Origin of the sequence: Glutamicibacter arilaitensis Re117 (assembly GCF_000197735.1) — a bacterium.
GTDB classification, from domain to species: domain Bacteria; phylum Actinomycetota; class Actinomycetes; order Actinomycetales; family Micrococcaceae; genus Glutamicibacter; species Glutamicibacter arilaitensis.
In genome coordinates, this window is sequence record NC_014550.1 from 3064338 (window position 1) to 3084488 (window position 20151).

Annotated in this window: 19 protein-coding genes and 1 tRNA gene; 10 read left to right on the plus strand and 10 right to left on the minus strand. The window is 60.7% G+C overall.

The window, feature by feature from the left end; all coding sequences use genetic code 11:
• Positions 1–19 precede the first annotated feature (19 nt).
• From AARI_RS14615 to AARI_RS14625, 3 genes are read left to right on the plus strand one after another with little or no spacing between them, the layout of a single operon-like run.
• Complete coding sequence (locus tag AARI_RS14615) at positions 20–793, plus strand: IclR family transcriptional regulator (protein ID WP_013350052.1); 774 nt, start codon at positions 20–22, stop codon at positions 791–793.
• Positions 794–795: 2 nt separating this feature from the next.
• Positions 796–1212 carry a cupin domain-containing protein gene (locus tag AARI_RS14620; RefSeq protein WP_013350053.1) on the plus strand — a complete coding sequence of 139 codons (417 nt, stop codon included), beginning with the start codon at positions 796–798 and terminating at the stop codon, positions 1210–1212.
• Positions 1213–1268: 56 nt separating this feature from the next.
• Positions 1269–1856: an NADPH-dependent FMN reductase gene (locus AARI_RS14625; RefSeq protein ID WP_013350054.1), complete on the plus strand. Its 588-nt coding sequence runs from the start codon at positions 1269–1271 to the stop codon at positions 1854–1856.
• A 245-nt stretch (positions 1857–2101) separates the two neighbouring features.
• Here the strand turns inward: AARI_RS14625 and AARI_RS14630 are convergent, their stop codons facing one another.
• The 3 genes from AARI_RS14630 to AARI_RS14640 all read right to left on the minus strand — a co-directional run bounded on the left by AARI_RS14630 (position 2102) and on the right by AARI_RS14640 (position 6348).
• Positions 2102–2926, minus strand: a complete 825-nt coding sequence (locus tag AARI_RS14630) for an SWIM zinc finger family protein (protein WP_013350055.1) — start codon at positions 2924–2926, stop codon at positions 2102–2104.
• Positions 2919–6068 carry a DEAD/DEAH box helicase gene (locus tag AARI_RS14635; protein ID WP_013350056.1) on the minus strand — a complete coding sequence of 1050 codons (3150 nt, stop codon included), beginning with the start codon at positions 6066–6068 and terminating at the stop codon, positions 2919–2921. Before AARI_RS14635 ends, AARI_RS14630 begins: the two co-directional genes overlap by 8 nt.
• A gap of 204 nt (positions 6069–6272) precedes the next feature.
• Positions 6273–6348 (minus strand) — tRNA-Ala (locus AARI_RS14640).
• Positions 6349–6535: 187 nt separating this feature from the next.
• Here AARI_RS14640 and AARI_RS14645 point away from each other — a divergent pair.
• On the plus strand, positions 6536–6961 hold the full coding sequence (locus tag AARI_RS14645; RefSeq protein ID WP_013350057.1) for a VOC family protein: 426 nt from the start codon (positions 6536–6538) through the stop codon (positions 6959–6961).
• 10 nt (positions 6962–6971) lie between these two features.
• On the opposite strand, the gene AARI_RS14650 is transcribed toward AARI_RS14645, so the two are convergent.
• Positions 6972–8198, minus strand: a complete 1227-nt coding sequence (locus AARI_RS14650) for an MFS transporter (RefSeq protein ID WP_013350058.1) — start codon at positions 8196–8198, stop codon at positions 6972–6974.
• A 145-nt stretch (positions 8199–8343) separates the two neighbouring features.
• Here AARI_RS14650 and AARI_RS14655 point away from each other — a divergent pair, with 145 nt between their 5' ends.
• Entirely contained in the window at positions 8344–9285 is a 942-nt protein-coding gene (locus AARI_RS14655; protein ID WP_013350059.1) for an endonuclease/exonuclease/phosphatase family protein, read from the plus strand.
• Here the strand turns inward: AARI_RS14655 and AARI_RS14660 are convergent.
• The gene (locus AARI_RS14660) at positions 9282–9956 is read right to left on the minus strand and encodes an alpha-ketoglutarate-dependent dioxygenase AlkB family protein (protein WP_013350060.1); all 675 of its coding nucleotides are present in this window, start codon (positions 9954–9956) and stop codon (positions 9282–9284) included. The genes AARI_RS14655 and AARI_RS14660 overlap by 4 nt on opposite strands.
• Positions 9957–10247: 291 nt before the next feature.
• Between AARI_RS14660 and cobA the strand changes: the two genes are divergently transcribed.
• The 4 genes from cobA (at position 10248) to AARI_RS14680 (ending at position 14416) form a co-directional block, all read left to right on the plus strand.
• Positions 10248–11267 (plus strand): uroporphyrinogen-III C-methyltransferase, encoded by a 1020-nt coding sequence (gene cobA / locus AARI_RS14665; protein ID WP_013350061.1) that lies wholly within the window; start codon positions 10248–10250, stop codon positions 11265–11267.
• The gene (locus tag AARI_RS14670; RefSeq protein ID WP_013350062.1) at positions 11267–12367 is read left to right on the plus strand and encodes a uroporphyrinogen-III synthase; all 1101 of its coding nucleotides are present in this window, start codon (positions 11267–11269) and stop codon (positions 12365–12367) included. The genes cobA and AARI_RS14670 overlap by 1 nt, the downstream gene beginning before the upstream one ends.
• A 46-nt stretch (positions 12368–12413) precedes the next feature.
• Positions 12414–13322: a carbohydrate kinase family protein gene (locus tag AARI_RS14675; RefSeq protein WP_013350063.1), complete on the plus strand. Its 909-nt coding sequence runs from the start codon at positions 12414–12416 to the stop codon at positions 13320–13322.
• Between the two features lie 320 nt (positions 13323–13642).
• On the plus strand, positions 13643–14416 hold the full coding sequence (locus AARI_RS14680) for an IclR family transcriptional regulator (protein ID WP_013350064.1): 774 nt from the start codon (positions 13643–13645) through the stop codon (positions 14414–14416).
• Between the two features lie 11 nt (positions 14417–14427).
• Here the strand turns inward: AARI_RS14680 and AARI_RS14685 are convergent, their stop codons facing one another.
• The 5 genes from AARI_RS14685 to AARI_RS14705 form a co-directional block, all read right to left on the minus strand.
• The gene (locus AARI_RS14685) at positions 14428–15438 is read right to left on the minus strand and encodes a sugar phosphate isomerase/epimerase family protein (protein WP_162094125.1); all 1011 of its coding nucleotides are present in this window, start codon (positions 15436–15438) and stop codon (positions 14428–14430) included.
• A 13-nt stretch (positions 15439–15451) separates the two neighbouring features.
• Entirely contained in the window at positions 15452–16558 is a 1107-nt protein-coding gene (locus AARI_RS14690; RefSeq protein ID WP_013350066.1) for a Gfo/Idh/MocA family protein, read from the minus strand.
• An 18-nt stretch (positions 16559–16576) separates the two neighbouring features.
• Entirely contained in the window at positions 16577–16774 is a 198-nt protein-coding gene (locus AARI_RS14695) for an ABC transporter permease family protein (protein WP_041649016.1), read from the minus strand.
• A gap of 86 nt (positions 16775–16860) precedes the next feature.
• Positions 16861–17973 carry a Gfo/Idh/MocA family protein gene (locus AARI_RS14700; protein ID WP_013350067.1) on the minus strand — a complete coding sequence of 371 codons (1113 nt, stop codon included), beginning with the start codon at positions 17971–17973 and terminating at the stop codon, positions 16861–16863.
• A 5-nt stretch (positions 17974–17978) separates the two neighbouring features.
• Positions 17979–18719, minus strand: coding sequence for a sugar phosphate isomerase/epimerase family protein (locus tag AARI_RS14705; RefSeq protein WP_013350068.1), 741 nt, complete (start codon positions 18717–18719; stop codon positions 17979–17981).
• Between the two features lie 158 nt (positions 18720–18877).
• Here AARI_RS14705 and AARI_RS14710 point away from each other — a divergent pair, with 158 nt between their 5' ends.
• Positions 18878–20092: an ROK family protein gene (locus AARI_RS14710; RefSeq protein ID WP_013350069.1), complete on the plus strand. Its 1215-nt coding sequence runs from the start codon at positions 18878–18880 to the stop codon at positions 20090–20092.
• Positions 20093–20151: the final 59 nt, after the last annotated feature.

A 20151-nucleotide genomic window follows, 5' to 3' on the forward strand; every position in this document is an offset into this window, starting at 1 on the left:
TAGCAACTCAGGAGGGGATATGACGGAAACACGCAGTGAAACCAGAGGCACCTCGGTCATCGTCAACGTACTCGATGTGCTTCGATGCTTCACCGTACAGAATCCGGTCGTCGGGGTTACCGACATCGCCGAGCAAGTTGGCCTGCACAAGTCCAGCGTCTCGCGCATTCTGGCCACCTTGGAGCAGGAACACGTGGTGGAACGGGATGAAGAAACCCGCAAGTACCGCTTGGGTGTGGGCCTGATTGCCATCGCCGGCCCGCTCTTGGCCAACTTGGACGTACGCCAGGTGGCCTACCCGATTCTAGGAGACCTGCGTGAAGCTACCGGCGAGACCGCTGTGCTGAACATCTGGGATGGCAGCGAATCGGTATCCGTGGAGCAGCTGCCTTCAACTCACCTGGTCAAGCACACTTCGGTCATGGGCTCCCGCTACCGTTCGGGGCTCAGCGCCACCGTCCAGGTGTTCCTTGCCAATGAAGACCCGCAACGCTGCGCGCAGCTGCTGGCCAACAGCGAGATCGACCTGCAGGGCATGGCAACCGAAGAGTACCTAGCGAGGCTGGAATTCGTCCGCGAACGCGGATACGCAGTGAACTACGGCGAGACTTCAAAAGAAGAAGTCGGAGTGGCTGCCGGAATTCTCGATCACCGCGGAGAACTTGTTGCCTGCGCGATGACCGCAGCCCCGTTCTACCGCATCGGCGCCGATGAGCTGGAGCAGATATGCTCCAGCACCCGCACCGCAGCCCGGCGCATCAGCACCCGGTTGGGCTACCAGCAGGAAGCCTAGGCATGGAACCCTTTGAAGCACGCGACCAATTCGCTTTCGATTACCGGATGCATGAAGGCTCGGCTATGCGGGTCAGCCACCACTTCGCCGGGCACACCGGAATGCCGGTAGCGATCCAGACTTGGGTGATAGCCCCGGGAGGCTTCGAAGGCTTCCACCGCCACGATGGCGAAGGCGCACTGCAGGAGTTCTACCAGGTGCTCGAAGGGCAAGCGCGGATGCGCCTGGGCGCGCGCACCTACGACCTTGGCCCCGGCGACAGCGTGATCGCTGATGCCGGGGTGGATCACGACCTGCGCAATACCGGAGGCACCGACCTGCGCGTACTCACCATCTGGGGTCCTCCGGGCGCAGCCGATTTCTCCGCTTTCGGCTCCCATCAGCTGGCGCAGCAGGTGCGCGGGGCGCATTCGAAATAACTGGGAAAACGCCTAAAGCTCTTTCTCCAGACCGGCAATGGTGCTGTGGTTGGATCATGACTTACAACATCGGTTATTTTGTCGGTTCGCTGTCCTCCAAATCCATTAACCGCACCGTGGCCAAGGCCCTGATCGGCTTGGCACCGCATAACCTGTCATTCAAGGAAATCCCAATCAAGGACCTCCCACTCTACAGCCCGGATTTTGATGAGGATTACCCTGCCGAAGGCACGGCACTGAAACAAGCCATCGAATCCTCGGACGGTTTGCTGTTCATTGCCCCGGAGTACAACCGCTCCATTCCCGGCGCGTTGAAGAATGCCATCGATTGGGGATCGCGGCCCTGGGGCACCAATTCTTTCGCTCGCAAGCCCACCGGACTGCTCGGCGCTTCTCCGGGCGCCATCGGCACCGCCGTAATGCAATCGAATATGCGCAGCGTGCTCAGCTTCCTGGATGCTCCGCAATTGAACTCCCCCGAGGTCTACCTGCAGTACCGGGAAGAAGATTTCGGGCCGGAGGGAGAAATCCTGAATCCGGACACCAAGAAGTTCCTAGGCCACTACATGGAGGAATACACGGCATTCGTGGAACGCGTGCTCGATGCTTCGGCTGCCGGGCATATTGGCGACGCCGGAGTGTAACGCCCGCAAGCATCCCAGTCCCGGCCCGCCAGCCGGTGCGCTTATTTACTCACTCCCGATGCACCACGCGCCCCGCTCCAGGGATTCAGCTCGATCCTCGAAGCCCCGGGCCTGCCGGTGCACCGGCAGGCCATCAGGAGCTTGGCATCTGTACTAACTCTGCACTAGGCAGTTGCCGTTCCGGGTTGAGCCATCAGCTCGCCTTGGCCCGGGCTCGGAGGTGCAGACGTAGAGGTGGTGGACATTTACCGGTTCTCCCGCAGTGCCCGGTAGATCGGACGCAATACATCTTCCAGCGCCATAGAGCGCACAGTGACCCCGCTGGATGGCAGCTGGTCAATCAGCAGGGCAGTGCCCAAAGCTTCGCTCCGTCCTGCCGGCATTGGACCAGACTGGTAGAAGCCTTCCAACGCTTCCTCCAGCGGGGTACCGGCCTCCTGCTCGGCGGTCCCTCCATCGGCCGTTTTGGTGTCCTGCCCGATGGGGTGCAGCGAACCGAGCAGGGATTCCCGGTCACGGCCACGCCAGGCCAGGATACTGAACGGATCCTCATCGAACCGTTCGGCCAGCAGATAGAAGGCAGCGGCCAGATGCTTGCAGGGCACCGCAGAATCAGGGCAGGAGCAGCTCAGCGACAGCTCGCGCCGGCTGGCAGGGAATAGTGAGAGCCCCGCTGCTTCAAAGACCCGCTCAATGTCTTCGGGCATCTGCCCGTCCAGCAAGCTGGCCACGAACCAGGCATCCTGGTTCAGTATCTGTTGCACCTGCTCCCACTGCGCGTCGCGGAAGATTCCCAGGCTGATCTGCACGGAGTACGGACGTGGGGTGGAACCTTGCACACGGGCCGCAACCAGGCCCGGGGTGATATCCAGGGAGATCACCTGACCCTTGCGTGCGTAAGCCCGGCCACGTTGCAGCCGTGAGCCCATGCCGAACCCATCGAGGATCGAGATGAAGCGCTTGGACCACCATGAGGAGCCGATCGCGCCGCGCGTGCTGCGAGCCGTGAGCCCGTTAACCACGGCCAGTGGCTTCGCTTCGGGATAGAACCGGCCAAGGTTATTACGCATCGATAGCCTCCGTGGATAGCGCGAACAATTCCCGCAGTGTATCGGTGGACAGCTCGGTCACCCAGCCTTCCCCGTCGCCGACCACCAGATCGGCCAGCGCCTGCTTATCCTTGATCATCTCATCGATGCGTTCTTCTAGTGTGCCTCGGCAGATGAACTTGCGCACCTGCACATTGCGCTTCTGCCCGATGCGGAAGGCCCTGTCGGTGGCCTGGTTTTCCACCGCCGGGTTCCACCAGCGATCCAGGTGCAGCACATGGTTGGCAGCCGTCAGGTTCAGCCCGGTGCCGCCGGCCTTCAGCGAGAGCAGGAAGATCGCCGGTCGATCGGTGGCCTGGAAGCGCTGGACCAGTTCGGTGCGCTTGGCGCGACTGGTGCCGCCGTGCAGGTAGAACACTTCGGCGTCCAAACGGGATGCCAGGTGCGGCAGTAGCATTTGCGCGAACTCGGTGTACTGGGTGAAGCACAGCACTTTGTCCCCCTCTGCCACGATCTGTTCGAGCAGCTCTTCGAGCCGCGCCACCTTGCCACTGCGCCCTGCGACCGTCGACCCATCATGCAGCAACTGGGCGGGATGGTTGCACACCTGCTTGAGCTTGGCCATGGCCGCGAGCACCAGGCCGCGGCGTTCGATCCCTTCGGAGTTGGCGATCTTGTCCATCATTTCGCCGACGACCGACTGGTATAGCGTGGCCTGCTCCTGGCTGAGCGAATAGTACTGGTCGATTTCGATCTTCTGCGGCAAGTCGGAGATCACCGCCGGGTCGGTCTTGACCCGGCGCAGCAGATAGGGCTCGGTGATGCGGCGCAGCTTCGCGGCGGCCTGCGCATCCTGGTGGCGTTCGATCGGGATGGCATAGCGGGTGCGGAATTCCTTGGGCGCACCGAGCAATCCGGGATTCAGGATGTCCATCAGCGAATACAGCTCGCTCAGTCGGTTCTCCACCGGGGTGCCGGTCAACGCCACACGATGGCGGGCCGGCAAGGACTTCAGCGCCCTCGCGGCGCCGGCATGCCGATTCTTCACCGCTTGCGCCTCGTCGAAGACGATGCGATTCCAGTTGTGCCCGGCCAAGAGCTGCTGATCGCGGGCCAGCGTGGTGTACGTGGTGATGATCAGGTCGTGCCCGGCGAGGACCTCCATCAAGTCATACCGGTGGCGCGCCGACCCGTGGTGCACGTGCAAGCGAAGCTGCGGTGCGAACTTGGCCGCTTCGGCCTGCCAGTTGCCAATTAGCGACATCGGGCAAACCAATAGCGTGGGTCCGGTTTCCCCGTATGCGGAGCGACGCAATGATTCAAAGGCCAGCAGCTGCACCGTCTTGCCCAGACCCATGTCATCGGCCAGGCAGGCGCCCAGCCCCAGGCCGGCCAGGAAGTTCAACCACGACAGCCCGCGGCGCTGGTAGTCGCGCAGGGTAGCACCAAAGTGCTGCGGCGTATCCACCTGCTGGATCTGCGAGGCGGCACTGCCATCGAGCAGCGAGCCGATCCAACCGTCGGCGGTGACCGTCTCCAGCTGCAGCGGCAAGGACTCTGCGTGCCCGGCCGCCAGTTGCAGCAGTTCTCCGGCGGTGCCGGTTTCGCCACGTCGCCGGTTCAGGAAGTCCAGGCCCTCGCGCAACTGGTTGGCATCCAGCGCAACCCATTGACCGCGCAGGCGCACCAGCGGGGACTTCGCCTCAGCCAAGGCCTTGAGTTCAGCCTCGGTGAGTTCCAGCTCGCCGATAGCCAGTTTCCACTCAAAATCGCACAGCTGTTGCAGCCCGAAGCGCGGGTCCGCGGTCGCTGCGTCGCTGCTCTGGGCTTCCCCGCTCTTGCCGGCGAGCTTGAGCTTGAGCTGGGCCTGACGATTGAGCCAATGCGGCAGCAGTACTTCGAAGCCTGCGGCGCTCAGTTCCGGGGCAAACTCAGCAAGGAAGTCCACCACCTGCGTATCATTCAGCTGCAGGCCAGTCGGGCGCGCGGAGCGCAATCCGTCGCGGATCGCCGGGTAGATCCGCGCGGCTTTGCCCAGCGCTGCCAGCAGCACCTCGCGCGGGCGACCCAACCAGCGGGACAACCCGGCCTCGTCACGCCACACCGTTGCAGCGTCCACCAGCAAGCTCGGGTCGACAGCTGAACGGAGCATGAAGTCCAGACGGAATCCAGCCGCAACGTCTGACACTTTGTTCTCCACGTCGGGGCCGGTACCCGGTTCGTGGCCTTCTGCAACCTCGTCCAAGCGCAACACCAAATGTGCCGCATTACGATCAGGCTGTGCGTATTCGTCCCACTCGGCCAGGGCGCGCTGCAACGCCTGCACTTCGGTCGCGGGAGCGGTGACCAACGGATTGCCAGAAACCAGCGCCTGCATCCAGGATTCCGCGGCGGGGACTGTTGCCGGGGTGCGGCCACGACGAGACGGAAGCGCTTCAAAGTCCGTCGGCAGGTTGCGTCGGAGGGTGGCATCGACCAGGTAGTCCAGCGCGCTGGAAAAAAGCCTTGAGGCATGGTTGGATCCAGGAGCTGCGCGGAAGGAGGCTGGCATGGCGGAGATGAGTTCTGCGGCGGCCCGGGAATCTGGTCCACGCAAGACCGCAGTCCAGCGGGCCTCTGGAATCTGCGGGACATCCGGGTGCTGCCCCGCAACCCAGGACACGCGCGGCAGCACTCGGGCCCGCAGCACCAGTTCCTGGGCGAAGAGTGCCAACTCGCGCAAATATTTGGCCGAGTCCGACAGTCGCACATCAGTATCGAGCCTCTCTCCACTGGCCCAACGTTCCGGAAACATCAGCCGAGCCAGCGTATTGTCCGGCCCGGGATCGTCCTCGGCCATCTCGGCCACGTCCACCGGTGCTAGCCAGCGGACCGGAACTTGCCATGCCGTCAGGGACGGTGCGCTTTTCGAGGCGCGGCGCGCTTCGACACGGATCAGCTGCGGTGAATCCAGTGGCGCGCGCTTCAGCGATGGAAGGAGCAATTCAAGAACACCGGCTTCGCCACGCACGGCCAGCGCTTCAAGTTGCACGGGCTCGGCAGCGAAGGGGTGGGGGCGCGCACTTTTCACTGCTTGGCTGGTGCTGTTCACCGACTTGGAGGTATCTTCGGCCCACAGCCCAGGCCCGTCGGCCATTGTCCAGAACGCGTGCAGAACCAGCAAATTGGCCGCCTTTCGCGATGTGATGATCAACCTCGCGCGTGCTGCTCACGCGCGATTCCCGTAGCCCAGCTTATGACAAGGCACAGGCTATCGTCTGGCTGATCCGGGGCTATAGCCCCAAAAGGATTTTCCAGCCTGAATAGTTGACAGTTAAAAGACTAGTGTCTCGGGATATCGTCTTACCGATCTCCCGAGACATAATATTGGTGGAGGTAAGGGGATTCGAACCCCTGACCTTCTGCATGCCATGCAGACGCGCTACCAACTGCGCCATACCCCCAAATGAGGTGGTTTCATCGGCTTGAACAACCTCTGAACCGAGATAAAACTCTACCGGAGCACAGCAGAAAACACCAAATCGGAAAATCGAGACGCTGGTCACTTTCGCTATTCACATGTGTCCGGCGAAGTGGAAGAATACGGGCGGGACCTACCGGCCCCGTCCACAGATCTGAAAGGCACGACCCATGAGCATCGGACTAACCCCCTACCTGCGTTTCGCGGGAGATGCCAAGGAAGCAATGGAGTTCTACCATCAGGTACTCGGCGGAGAACTTTCCATGCTGACCTTCCAAGAAGGCATGAACGACAACAACCCGGCCGTGGCCGGCCTGATCATGCACGCCTCGATTTTTGTTGAGCGTGGCCTGCATTTGATGGCTTCGGATACACCCCCGGAAATGGATGTGCGAGGCAATGGCGTGATCGCGCTGAGCAGCGACGGCAATGACAGCCTCGATTCAGCCACCCTGACCAAGTGGTGGGAAGGACTGGGCGAAGGCGGCCAGGTCAACCAGCCACTGGCCCAGGCCCCCTGGGGCGACTCCTATGGGGAGCTGCGCGATAAGTTCGGAGTTGTTTGGATGTTCAATATCTCCGCGGTGGCAAGCTAGCCGCAGAGCATTAGCGGGTTCGTGCCTGCTCGCGGGCTTCCATCGCTTCGCGACCCACGAGCAGGCCCACCTTCTTTGCACGAATCTGGGTAATCCAAGCGATCAGCAGGCCCAACGCGGCCAGGCCAGCACCAACCACCGATGGTGCTCGGAAACCATACCCGGCAGCGATTACCGCCGCACCCAGTGCAGCGCCCAAGGCGTTGGCCACGTTCAGGGCCGAGTGGTTCAACGACGCTGCCAGCGACTGCGCATGCGGAGCGGAGTCCATCAACAAAGTCTGCAATGCAGGAATGAGCAGCGAGCCGACGGCTCCCATCACGAAGACCATGATCATTGTCGGAATCACCCAACTGGTCACTACAGCGAAAATCAGCATGGTGGCGACCATGAACACGCTTGAAAGCTTGATCGCGCCAAAGATCGACCAGTCCGCAAGCCGGCCACCGGCCAGCGAACCAACCACCATGCCCAAGCCGTAGAGCGCCAAAGCCAGCGGTACCAGCTCAATTGGCAGCTTGGCCTCTTCGGTCAAGGTTGGTGAAATATATGAGTACACCGCAAAGAAACCGCCAAAGCCGACAATGCCGGTGAGCATCGCCAACCACACCTGGGCACTCTTGAGCGCAGTGAGTTCCCGGCGGATGCTCGCCCCGGCTTCGCTCTTCCTCCACGGAACGAACAAGGTAATCAGCACCGCGGTCAGCACACCGATCACAGTGACCACCAAGAACATTGAACGCCAGCCGTATTCCTGGCCAAGGCGGGTCACCAGCGGGACACCGGCAACGTTAGCCACGGACAGTCCGAGCATCACCCAAGCAATGGCTCGACCACGCATGGTGGCTGGAACCAAGCTGCCGGCAAGTACGCCGGCCAGCCCGAAGTACGCGCCGTGCGGCAGGCCTGCAACGAAGCGGGTCACCAGCATGGCGTTGTAATCGGCAGCGAAAAATGAAGACAGGTTCGCCAGCGTGAAGAAGAGAATCAACAATTGCACCGCACGCTTGCGCGGAATCTTTGCAGCCAGCGCAGTGAGCACCGGAGCACCGACAACGACGCCTATCGCGTAGGCACTGATCATCAGGCCCATCTGCGCGTAACTGACTTGAAGGTCAGCTGCACCTTCTTGGAGCAAGCCCATCATGGCGAACTCGGTGACACCGATACCGACGCCACCCATGGCCAAGGCAACAATTGCCAACAGCAGTTTTCCGCCCGATAAGTAGGCAGTCATTCAATTTCTCAATTCATGGCAGGGGCTTGGAAAGCGTCTCCCTTGTCGCTCTTATCCATCGTAGTGAATACATGGCGCGACACTGGCATTCCCCAAGCCGATAATTACGAATCCCACAGTATTTTGTGCCACTGTATTAAGTCCTATGTCTCATTCATCGCACCACCGTCTGTCGGCCTCGCGAATCATCGCGAGGTTCTTCTTTGCCATGCTCTGTTTCGCACTGGCTGGGTTGATGGTGTTCCACCAGCAGATCCCCGACGTGCTGGGACTCGGGCTGATCATCGATAACCTGGCTCCATGGATGGGCATCGGAATTCCTGTGCTCTTCTTGATGGCCCTGGTAGTGCGCGGACGCATTAGCTTCATCAGCCTGCTTGTGCCCATAGTTGTCTGGGCTGTCCTCTTCGGACCAGCTTTCATTCCCTCGGCACAGCCCGTCCCCGAAGCTTCACTGCGTCTGGCGACGCAAAACGTCCACGAGTCCGCCGGTGCGCAGGCCGCCCGCGAACTGGCCGACCACGGTGCACAGGTGATCGCCCTGCAGGAAATCGGCGAAGGCCAGGAACCAGAAATCACCGCCGAGCTGGCTAAGTCCCACCCGTACCGCTACATGGTCAGCACCGTAGGGGTTTGGAGCGCCTACCCGCTGAAGAATCCAGAACCCTTGGATCTGGGGCTGGGCTGGGATCGCGCCTTGCGCGTAGACGTGGCCACCGAGCAGGGAGACATCCGCATGTACGCGGTGCACGCCGCATCGGCACGGCCTACCGGTCACCATGAGCGGGACAAGATGCTAGCTTCCCTCGGAGACTACTTCGCCAATGATGACTCCCCACGGATCATCGCGGCCGGAGACTTCAACGCGACAAGCACCGACCGCCACTTCGCACCGGTAGCCGACCAACTCGAAGAAGCCCACTACAGCGACTGGGGTCTGGCCCTGACCTGGCCTCGAACCTTGTTCCCGATGCTCGGCATCGACCACGTGATGCTACGCGGTGTCCAGTCTGCTGGCATGGAACGGTTGGAAGTCGCAGACTCGGATCATTACGCGCTGGCCGCCACCATCGATCTAGGCAATTAGTTCTCTTCCAGCCCGGTCTGGCGCAGCGTGATGTTGATGCGTCCGCCGCCCAGGCCCAAGCCTGCCGGTGCGGTTCCCGCATGGATCTTCGTCACCGAGTGATAGGCAAAGCGTGACGGACCATCAAAGACAAACAGGTCCCCTGATGCCAGCCGCAGCTCTTGCCATGGCCGGTTGCGGTTCTCGGTATTGCCCAGGCGGAATGTTGCCGAGTCCCCGATAGATAGCGAGACAACCGGAGCGTTGATGCGCTCCTCAGCGTCTTGATGCATGCCCATGGTGGCCTGCACATCGTAGTAGTTCACCAGCGCAACATCAGGCTGATAGTCCTGGGCGCGCCGCAAATCCCCGGTCGCTTCTGCAACAGCTTGCTTGCCCAAGCGAATCAGCCACTGCTCCATCGGCGCAACCAGTTGGCCATCCAAGTCATCTGCCGTCTTGGAATAACGGTGGGGACTCCAATGCCAGCCTAAACACAGGCTTTGCACGCTCATAGGATGCCCGTTCACAGTTGTCCGGTGAGGCGGAACAGGTCCATCGCCCCACTCAAAGAAGCGACGGACAATCCACTGCTGCGCAGCGGTATCCAGCCAGCCAGGCAAATGCCACGCGCCAGGACGCAAGGCTCCCCCGGTACGCGGCAGTGCGCTGTCGTCAAAGAGCGATTCCATGCTCCCAGCGTGCCCGTTGCAGGCAGTGCCCGGCAAGTCTCCTGCGTATTCGCTCACTGAATTTTGCAGGATCAGCCAAGCCCGTGCCTTGCAACGATATTTACTTTAATGACCTTGTGTTGCATTTGGCCTCACGGAACATTTCGAAAAGGTTAACATTTAGTCGAATTATTGCGCTTGAAACAAAGGCGATACTTCTAAGAAAAGCTGAACGCCTAAGCTTGGGGGCATCCACTAGTTCAAGGAGAATCCCATGTCATCCCGCGAAACTCGAACAGAATCAAAGCGCTCATGATTGGCATCGACCTAGAGCTCACCGGATGCACGGTGCTGATTGCTGGAAGTAAATCCGGGAGCAATAAGGCGGTAAAGCGCTTCAAATCCCAAGGCGCCACGGTACTCACCGCCCAAGAGCCATTCACCGCAATTCAACTTCTGGAACAAGCCAGCCTGCTGGTGATCTGCGATGCTGAACCGGAGCGCTTCGCTTCGGTCACCCAGGCCTCCCGGATTCCAGTCATGCATCTGGAGCCAACCTCCCAGACCGGATCCATCACCTTGCTAGGCGGCGGGCCAGGCGCACTTGACCTGCTAACACTCCGAGGGGTGCACGCGCTCGCCGACGCCGAAGTCATTTTCGCTGACCGGCTCGGACCGGCGGAGCACCTTCCGCTGCTCGCACCGCAGGCCAAAATCATTGATGTCGGCAAACTTCCCGGGCATCACAAACTCACTCAACGGGAAATCGAAGCGCAAATGATCGAAACAGCCCGAGGCGGAGCCAATGTAGTCAGGCTCAAGGGCGGAGATCCCTTTGTCTTCGGCCGCGGCTACGAAGAAATCACCGCGGCCACAGCCGCAGGAATCCCCGTCAACGTCATCCCAGGCTTGAGCTCTTGCCTCACCGTGCCAGCAGTTGCCGGCATCCCAGTGACCGCACGTGGCATCAACACCATGTTCACGGTAGTCTCGGCCCACGATCCGCTCACCGACATCCAGCTTGAACACTTGAGCAAACTTGGTGGAAGCATCGTGATCCTCATGGGCATGGGAACCATCGAACAGACCGTGGCCGGATTGCACCGAGTTGGCATGGACGGGCAGATGCCCTGCGCCATCATCGAATCCGGCACCACCCAAAAACAGCGCACCAGCTACACCCAGCTGGACAAGCTCGCACAGACGGCCCGCGGCCACTCCAACCCCGCGGTCATCGTCATCGGCGAAGTTGCCGGATTGCCCGCCGCCCTGGCAAGCATTGCGGTGCAAGATGAGCCAGGCTTGCTGGCGCCCCAACTGGAAGTTGCATAATGAATACCCCCAAACCCTTGGCCGGGTTCCGCCTGGCCGTAACCAGTGACCGACGCTCGGCAGAACTTATCGAAGCCTTTGAACGCCGTGGTGCCGAAGTCACCCATACGCCGCTGCTTCAGCTGGCGCCGTTGGATGATGAGCAGCAGCTGATCTCCCAAACGCAGAAGCTGATCGAAGCCCGGCCGCAAATAGTTGTCATTACTACCGCCTACGGATTGCGGCGCTGGGTAGATACCGCCGAAGCCGCCGGTCTCGGCGATCAACTGCTCGGAACCCTGGGACAGGCGCAGCTGTACGTGCGCGGCGCCAAAGCCCACGGAACCGTCAAGGCGCTGGGCCTGGAACCAGCCGCCGTGGCCAAGGATGGACGCAGCGCCTCGATGCTGACGCTGTTGGAAGGCAAATTGCAAGGACTGACCGTTGCCCTGCAGCTGCACGCCGATTCGGATCATGGAATGCCGCATAGCCTACGCGAGCTGGGTGCTAGCCGGGTACTGAAGGTCGAGCCGTACCGCTGGCAGGACACCAGCAGCGATAGTGGAATTTCTGCGCTGGTCGAAGGTCTATGTGCCGCGCACTTTGATGCGGTGACATTCACCAGCGCTCCAAGTGTGCATGCGCTGTTCGCTGCCGCCAAGGCACGCAACCGCTTGCCAGCCTTGCTGCGCTCCTTGGCCGAACGCGTGGTGGTGGCCACCGTTGGTCCAGTGACCGCTGCCCCGCTGATTGAAGCGGGGATTTCCCCATTGGTTCCCGAACGGCATCGCATGGGTGCCATGATCGGCCAGTTGGTGGAACACCTGGGCTCGCTGGGCACCCTGCAGGCCGAGACAGTTTTCGGTCCTGTCCAGCTGCGCGGACGCACCTTCTCGGTGCAGGGCCAGGACTGCGAACTGACCCCCGGACAGGCCGAACTGGTGCGCGCGCTGATTGAGGCTGGAGGAAGTGTCTTGTCCCGTGATGAGTTGGGTGCGGCAATGCCCGAAGCCAGTTCCAAGCACGCCCTGGACATGACCCTCAGCCGCCTGCGCAAGGCTTTGCCGCAACCGGAAATCATTGCCACGGTCATTAAACGTGGATACAGGTTGAATACCTGATCACACGAATGGGCTTTTTTACGCCGGGTTACGTAGGATCAATGCCATGGTTACTATTCAGGTTGCCGGTGAGGCTCTAGTGGACATCGTTGATGGTGTCGCGCATCCCGGTGGTTCCCCGATGAATGTTGCTGTCGGACTAGGCCGCTTGGGCCATAACGTCTTGCTGCAGACGGATATCGGAGAAGACGAACACGGACGGTTGATCACCGAACATGTGACTGCCTCCGGCGTTCAACTCGCCGCCGGATCACACACCGATGCACGGACATCCAGCGCCACCGTGGTGCTCGATGAATCCGGTGATGCCAAATACGAGTTCCAGTTGAACTGCAAACTGCAGAATATGGCTTCTACCGAGGCTGAACTGTTCCACTCCGGTTCGATTGCCGCATTCCAAGGTCCAAGTGCCGCTAGAATCCATGAAGCATTCCAGACTTCCCCGGCAGGACAGATTCTGAGCTTTGATCCGAATCTGCGCCCAGAGCTGGTGGAAAATCGGGCCGATGCGGTCAAGCAAATTGAGAAGTTGGCTGGCCTGGCCGATATCGTCAAGCTCAGCGATGAAGATGCGCTGTGGCTCTACCCGGGTTGGGATACCAACCGCATCCTGGAACACTTCTTGGCTCGCGGCGCCTCGTTGGCGGTCATCACCTTCGGTGCCCGCGGCGCTGAAGCGCGGACCGCGCACAGCGAAGTCATGGTTCCCTCGGTCTCGGTTCGCACCGTCGATACCGTCGGCGCAGGAGATGCCTTCATGTCCGGGTTGCTGCATTCCATCTTGGAAAGCTCACTGGCCCAGTCTCTGCGAGATGGCACTGAGCTGGACAGCCTGGAAATCGAAAAGGTCATGAAGATCGCTTCGGTGTGCGCAGGAATCACCGTGTCACGTGCCGGGGCTAACCCTCCAACTTTGGAAGAGCTCAATCAATTCCTCACTGCAACTAGTCGCTAGGAATTACCAAGAATTTCATCTGGTCAACGATCGCAAAAGCCTCCTCAACCGCAAATGGTTGGGGAGGCTTTCGTGAATGCTTAGTTTTTCTTGAGGTTCGTGGATCTTGCTGGCTGGGTGCAAATCCGGCAGCGAGTCGGATCGGCCCGTCGTGTTCCCGCGAATATGCCTTAGCACTATCGACCAAGGCAGTTCGGCTAGGAGCGATTGACGCCTTCCCAACTTACTTTCTTTTAGTAATTGGTTGGTGGCCGTGAACAGCAGATCAGATTGCTAGAGTTCCTTGCAGAGCATGAAGCACGATTCTTCGAGGAGGCCCCATGGGCAGCAAGGTTCCAGCGGCCGATAACACCCTGCGGATTCTTCGGCTATTAGCCAGTCGGAAAACTCCTACTCCGGCAGCAATGATCGCAACGATATTGGAGCTTCCTCGTTCAAGCGTCTACCAACTGCTGAATGTCATGCTTGAGCATGGATTTATCACCCATTATCCGGAGGACAAGTCTTACGGCCTGGGGGTCTCCTCGTTTGAGCTTTCCAGCGCCTACACCCGCCAAGAACCGTTGGCGCGCTTAGGCGCCCCGCTGATCGCTCAGCTGGTGGATAAGGTTGGAGAAAGTGCGCACCTGGCAGTGCTGCACGGTTCCGATGTTCTTTATATCGTCGAAGAACGTGCCAAGGGCCGGCCATCGCTGGTTACCGATGTGGGCGTTCGTCTGCCCTCTCATCTGACCGCTTCAGGCCGGGCCATTCTCGCCGCGCTGCCCAAATCCCAGGTCCGTGCGCTCTACCCGAGTGCGGCCAGCTTCTCCGAGCGGGTGGCAGAATCGTCAATCTCCAGCTATTCGCAATTGCGCCGCGAGTTGGAGCAGAGCACCCAGCGCGGATATGCCGTAGAGCGTGGGGATGTCACCCCGGACTTCCACTCGCTCGCGGTGGAAATCCGGGATTCCAACGATTGGCCTGTCGCCGCCGTTGCTGTGACTTTCTTGGCTGACCGGGTACCCGAAGAACAACGGGAGAACCTGGTGCAGCAGATCCGTGCCACCGCATCGGTCATTACCTCGCGGGTGCAGGGCAAGCGTCCGGCCTGACCGAAAATTTCCTACTGGTTTGAGAACGCCGCGTCGAATGAGGCTTCGGGGCGCTTGAACAGGAGGCTGCGGATGTAGCCTACGGCTTCCTTTGCTCCGTGCAGGCGATCCATTCCAGCATCTTCCCACTCAATGGAGATCGGTCCCTCGTACCCGTGGAAGTCCAAGGCCCGGAAGGCGTCTTCCCAATTGATGTCGCCGTGGCCGGTGGAGACGAAGTCCCACCGGCGGCGCGGGTCTCCCCACGCCAGGTGGGAGCCGAGGATACCGTTGCGTCCATTGGGTTGATGCATCCGGGTGTCCTTGCAATCCACATGGTAGATGCGGTCGGCGAAGTCCGTAATGAATGCCACCGGGTCAATCCCTTGCCAGAACATATGGCTTGGATCCCAGTTCAGCCCGAAAGCCTCGCGGTGGCCGATTGCTTCCATGGTGCGCACCGTCGTCCAGTGGTCATACGCGATCTCCGAGGGGTGCACTTCCAGTGCGAACTTCACGCCTTGCTCATCGAATTCGTCCATGATCGGATTCCAGCGATCGGCGAAATCTTCATAGCCTGCATCAATGACCTCGCCGGGCACCGGCGGGAACATTGCTACGTACTGCCAGATCTTCGAGCCGGTAAAGCCAACTACGACATCGGCGCCGAGCTTGCGGGCCACACGTGCCGAGCGCTTCATGTCTTGGGCTGCTCGTTGGCGTACGCCTTCCCCTTCGCCATCGCCCCAGACGTAGTCGCGCAGGATCGCCTGGTGGCGGAAGTCGATGGGGTCATCGCACACTGCTTGGCCGCCCAGATGGTTGGAGATCGCCCAGACCTTCAGCCCGTACTTATCCAGGACATCCTGCCGGGATTGTAGGTAGGCCGGGTCTTCGTCAGCACGTTTGAGGTCCAAATGGTCACCGCTGGCGGCAATTTCCAATCCGTCATAACCCCATTCGGAAGCCAAGCGTGCGACTTCTTCAAAAGGCATATCAGCCCACTGCCCGGTAAACAGTGTCACAGGATGAGTAGCGTTCATGGTGTTTTCTCCTTCAGGCATTCGTGGCAACCCATTCTCCGGTGCGTGCGGATTCCAAAACGGCATCGGTCAGCTGGCAGGCACGAGCGCCGTCAGCAAATGTTGGCAGCCCGTTGGGTGCTTTCCCGGCGATCGCCGCGTAGGTATCGGCGACAAACGCGGCAAACGCATCGAGGTAACCCATCGGGTGTCCGGCAGGGACCACCGACAAGCGTGCTGCATCGGCGCTCAAATCCGTAGCCTGGCGGGATAGGACTGATGAGATCTCCGGCTTGCCAATCCACAGTTCTTCGGGCTTTTCCTGCTGGAATTCCAGCGCCGATTTTTCTCCAGACAGTTCAATGGTCAAGGCATTCTTCCGCCCGGCATTGACCTGCGAGACCATCATTGTGCCGATGGCTCCGGATGCCATCTGCACAATCAGGGCAGCAGCATCTTCGGTGTCCACTGCCACCGCACCGCGGTGGGTGTGGGCTATGGAAGTCGTCGCGTTCAGGCGAACAATCTTTTCTCCTGCAATGAATTCCAGCAAGTCCACCAGATGCGAACCGATGTCCGCGAAAGCCCGGGATGGTCCGCCCAAGGCTGGTTCAACACGCCAGTCGTTGTCACTGACCGTATGCATCCAGTCCTGCAGGTACTGTCCGCGCACGGTGAGCAGGCGGCCAAGCTTTCCTTCTTGGACGTGGGCTCGGGCCTGCCGCACCATGGGATGGAAACGGTAGACAAAGGGCACTGACGCGACTGCCGTTGATCTGGCAGCCAGGTCGGCTAGCTGCTTGGCACCGTGGGCATTGGTAGCCAGTGGCTTTTCGCAGACTACCGAGATTCCGGCTTCCAACGCGGCGGTTGGCTGCTCAAAATGCAGGGCGTTGGGCGAGGTGATGTGGATGACGTCGCACTGTTCAATCAGCGCTTGGACACTTTCAAATGCGGGTACTCCCAGTGCTGCTGCCGCACGCTGGGTGGATTGCTCTCCATTGGAGCGCACCCCGATGAGCTGGGCGCCTGCCCTGCGGATCGCATCGGCGTGGGTGCGGGCCATGAACCCGCCGCCGATGACGCCGACCTTCAGCTCTTGCATGGCCGGGGCGGCCTGCTGGCTGTTCAACTGAGACATGTAATTCCTTGTCTGTTCTTACTTGACCGCGCCGGAGGACAAGCCTGCGACCAGATGTCTTTGGGCAAAGAGGAAACCAACCAGCACCGGAATGGAGACAACCACTGAAGCAGCCATCATCTGGTTCCAGTAAACATCAGTTTGCGAAGCATAGGCCTGCAAGCCGATGGACAGCGTCCTGGTGTCCGAATTGGTGAGCACACTGGCAAAGAGCACTTCGCTCCAAGAAGTGATGAAGCAGAATTCGTGCAGACATGGTGATTCCTTTTCAGGTGCGGGTGGTGCTGTAAAGGGTGGTGCTGTCAGGCCAGGATGCCCGGAGCTGAAGGATCCCAGGCCGGGTCCAGCAGCGCGACGGGTTCTACGCTCGAAGTGACCTCGATGAAGGTTCCGGATTCGATGGCTTCTGCGGCGGAGACCATGATGTCCAGGACGTGGAATGCCAGTTCGCCAGGTACGCGTTCCTTGCGTCCTTCGCGGATGGCTTGGGCCAGTTCGGCAACGCCGGTGCCGCGTCCATACTCCGAGCCTTCGGCAGCGATAACGCGCTGTTCCTGGTCGGCTAGGTGCAAGATGGTATCGCCGCTGAACTCATTGGGGTCCGAGAGCTGCGCGGTACCCTCTGTCCCCGAGATCTCGACGAACCCGGCGCGCTTGAGCTTCGAGTCGAAGCTGAAGATGCATTGGGCACTGGCACCGGATTCGAAGTGCAGCAACGCGCTGACATGGGTTGGAACCTCAACCGGGAAGCTGGTTCCGGCCTTGGGTCCGGAACCGATGACCCGCTGCGCGAGAGCCTGAGATCCCAGTGCGGCGACTTTGGCCACCGGTCCGAAGACGCGCACCAGGGTGCTCAGGTAGTAGGGTCCCAAATCGAAGAGTGGTCCTGCGCCGTTGGCGAAGAGGAACTCGGGGCTGTGGTGCCAGGATTCGGGGCCCGGTCCTTGGAAGATGGCCAGTCCGGTGAGCGGGGTGCCGATGGCGCCGCTTTCAATCTGCCGCAAGCCAGTTTGGATTCCTGCGCCCAGGATCGTATCCGGCGCCACGGCGATGCGGACTCCTGCTGCTTCAGCTGCCTGTGCCAGGGCACGTCCTGATTCACGGTCCAGTGCGTAGGGCTTTTCTCCCCAGACGTGCTTGCCGGCGACTACTGCTTGCAGCGCTACCTCCACGTGCACTGACGGGATGGTCAGGTTCACCACGATCGAGATGTCCTCGCGCGCCAGCAATTCCTCATAGGTCCCCGAGTGCGCGACGGACCATTTAGAGGCTTGGCTGGCGGCGCGTTCGGTGTCGAGGTCGGCGATGAAGCGCACGGCCAGATCCGGGAACGCGGTGAGGTTCTCAAGGTACTGGTCGCTGATGGTTCCGGCTCCGACAATGCCCACGCCGGTTGGCTGATTCTGAGATTCCATATGCCCTAGTTCTTTTCTGCTACGAGGTAGGCGCGGCTCGCTGAGACGGCTTGGAAGATATCGCCTGCAAAGTCATCGAGTTCCACCACATGCAGCATGCCTTGGGTGGCCTGGATGATCTGGTCAATGGGCATGGAGCCGCTGCCTACCGGCACTTGTTCCTTGTGGTTCTTGGATTTCGGTCCGTCCTTGATATGCAAGGCGATGACCCTTGGTGCCAGTGCTTCAAGCAGCTGGAGCACATCCGCGCCGCCCACGGCCACCCAGTAGGTGTCGATTTCCAAGACCACTTCCGGATCCAGCAGGCTGGCGAAGTATTCCAGGGCTGTCGTGGAGTTGATCTTGCTGGAGATTTCCCAGTCGTGGTTGTGGTAGCCGACCTTGATCCCGTATTCGGCGCCTCGGCGGGAGGCTTCGTTCAGTTTCTGTGCGGTGGCTCGGATGGACTCGGCGTCCTGCCAGTGCTCGGCGGGAATGAACGGATCGATCACGGTGCTGATGCCCAGCTTGCTGGCCGCGGCGAAGACCTCGTCGAAGTCCGATGAGAGCAGCGGCGCGTGTGCGGTGGGCGCGCTCAGGTTGTTCTTGGCCAGCGCCTGGGCGTATTCGTCGGCGCGGGCCACGAAGCTGTACGGCTCAACCTGGGTGTAGCCGATGTCCGCTACGCGTTCGAGGGTCGAGGGCAGGTCTTCGGCGATGTGCTCGCGCAGCGTGTACAGCTGGATTGAAAGGTCGTGGGCAGGCAAAGGTGTCTCCTGAAAGAAGTGGTGGGTGCGATCCAGATGTTCATGACTTGCATCACACATCGAGACTAGTTATACTTTTGTCGATAGTCAATAGAAGTATGTCGATATTCTTCTAAAGTGTTTGGGATTCTCCTCCTCCACTGTGTTTTACTGGGTTCATGGCCAATCCTTCGAGCCCCCGAAGCCTGCAGTTCGCCCGCGGCGCCAGTGGCGCAGGAGACGTACTGCAGCTATTCATGGACGGCGCCGCGCACAGCCGCACCGACCTTGCCGCACTAACCGGGATGGCCCGTTCCACCCTGCAAGAACGCCTCGACGTGCTCATCAGCCTTGGCCTGATCGGCGCCATCACCGATGGCGCTTCCACCGGCGGCCGCCCTCCGCAGCGTCTTGCCCTGCTCCCCGATGCCCGTCTGATCCTGGCCATCGACTTGGGAGCCAGCCACCTGCGCGTGGCACTGACTGACCTGTCACCCACCTTGGTGGCGCAATCCCAGTTACCCATTTCCTTTGCCGACGGTCCGGTGGCGATCTTGGAGTCCGCATTGGTGCTGGCCGATGAACTGCTGGCTTCGCAGCAGCGCACCCGCGAGGATGTGATCGCCATCGGCATGGGAGTGCCCGGACCGGTGAACTTCGAGACCGGTCGCCCGGCCAATCCGCCCATCATGCCTGGATGGGACAGCTTCGATATCCCTGCATGGTTCCAGCAGCACCTGGATGCACTGGTTGTCGTGGACAATGACGTGAACCTGATGGCCATTGGCGAGAAGGACCAGTTGGAAACCGGCAGCGAGGACTTCATCTTCGTCAAGCTTGCAACCGGCATCGGCTCAGGGATCATCTCCGGAGGCCTGCTCCAACGCGGAGCCCAGGGCACCGCAGGCGATATCGGGCACGTGCGCATCCGCCGCGGCGATGGCATCTTCTGCCACTGCGGAAATGAAGGCTGCCTTGAAGCGGTGGCCGCCGGACCTAAGATCGCCACCGCCCTGCGTGAACAGGGCATCGAAGCGCACAGCAACACCGACGTGGTCGCCCTGGTGAATTCGGGGAACATCCAAGCCATCCACGCAGTGCGCCAGGCAGGCCGGGACTTGGGCGAAGTGCTGGCTGCCAGCGTGAGCCTGCTCAATCCGTCGCTGATAGTAGTTGGCGGGCGCATCTCGGCTGCCGGAGAACATCTGCTGGCCGGCATCCGCGAAGTGGTTTACCAGCGCGGGGCTCCGCTTTCCACCCAGCATCTGCAGATCCGCACCTCTCTCAGCTGGGAGGTCGGAGCCCTGCGCGGGGCGAGCATGATCGCCATCAACCGGGCCCTGAGCCCGGCGGCAATCGAGCGCAGCGCACTTGCCCTGATCTCCGCCAGCTAGGAGCCGGACGGATCCCGGAATTCAACCGTTTCTGAGATACCGGACAGCTCTGCGCAATT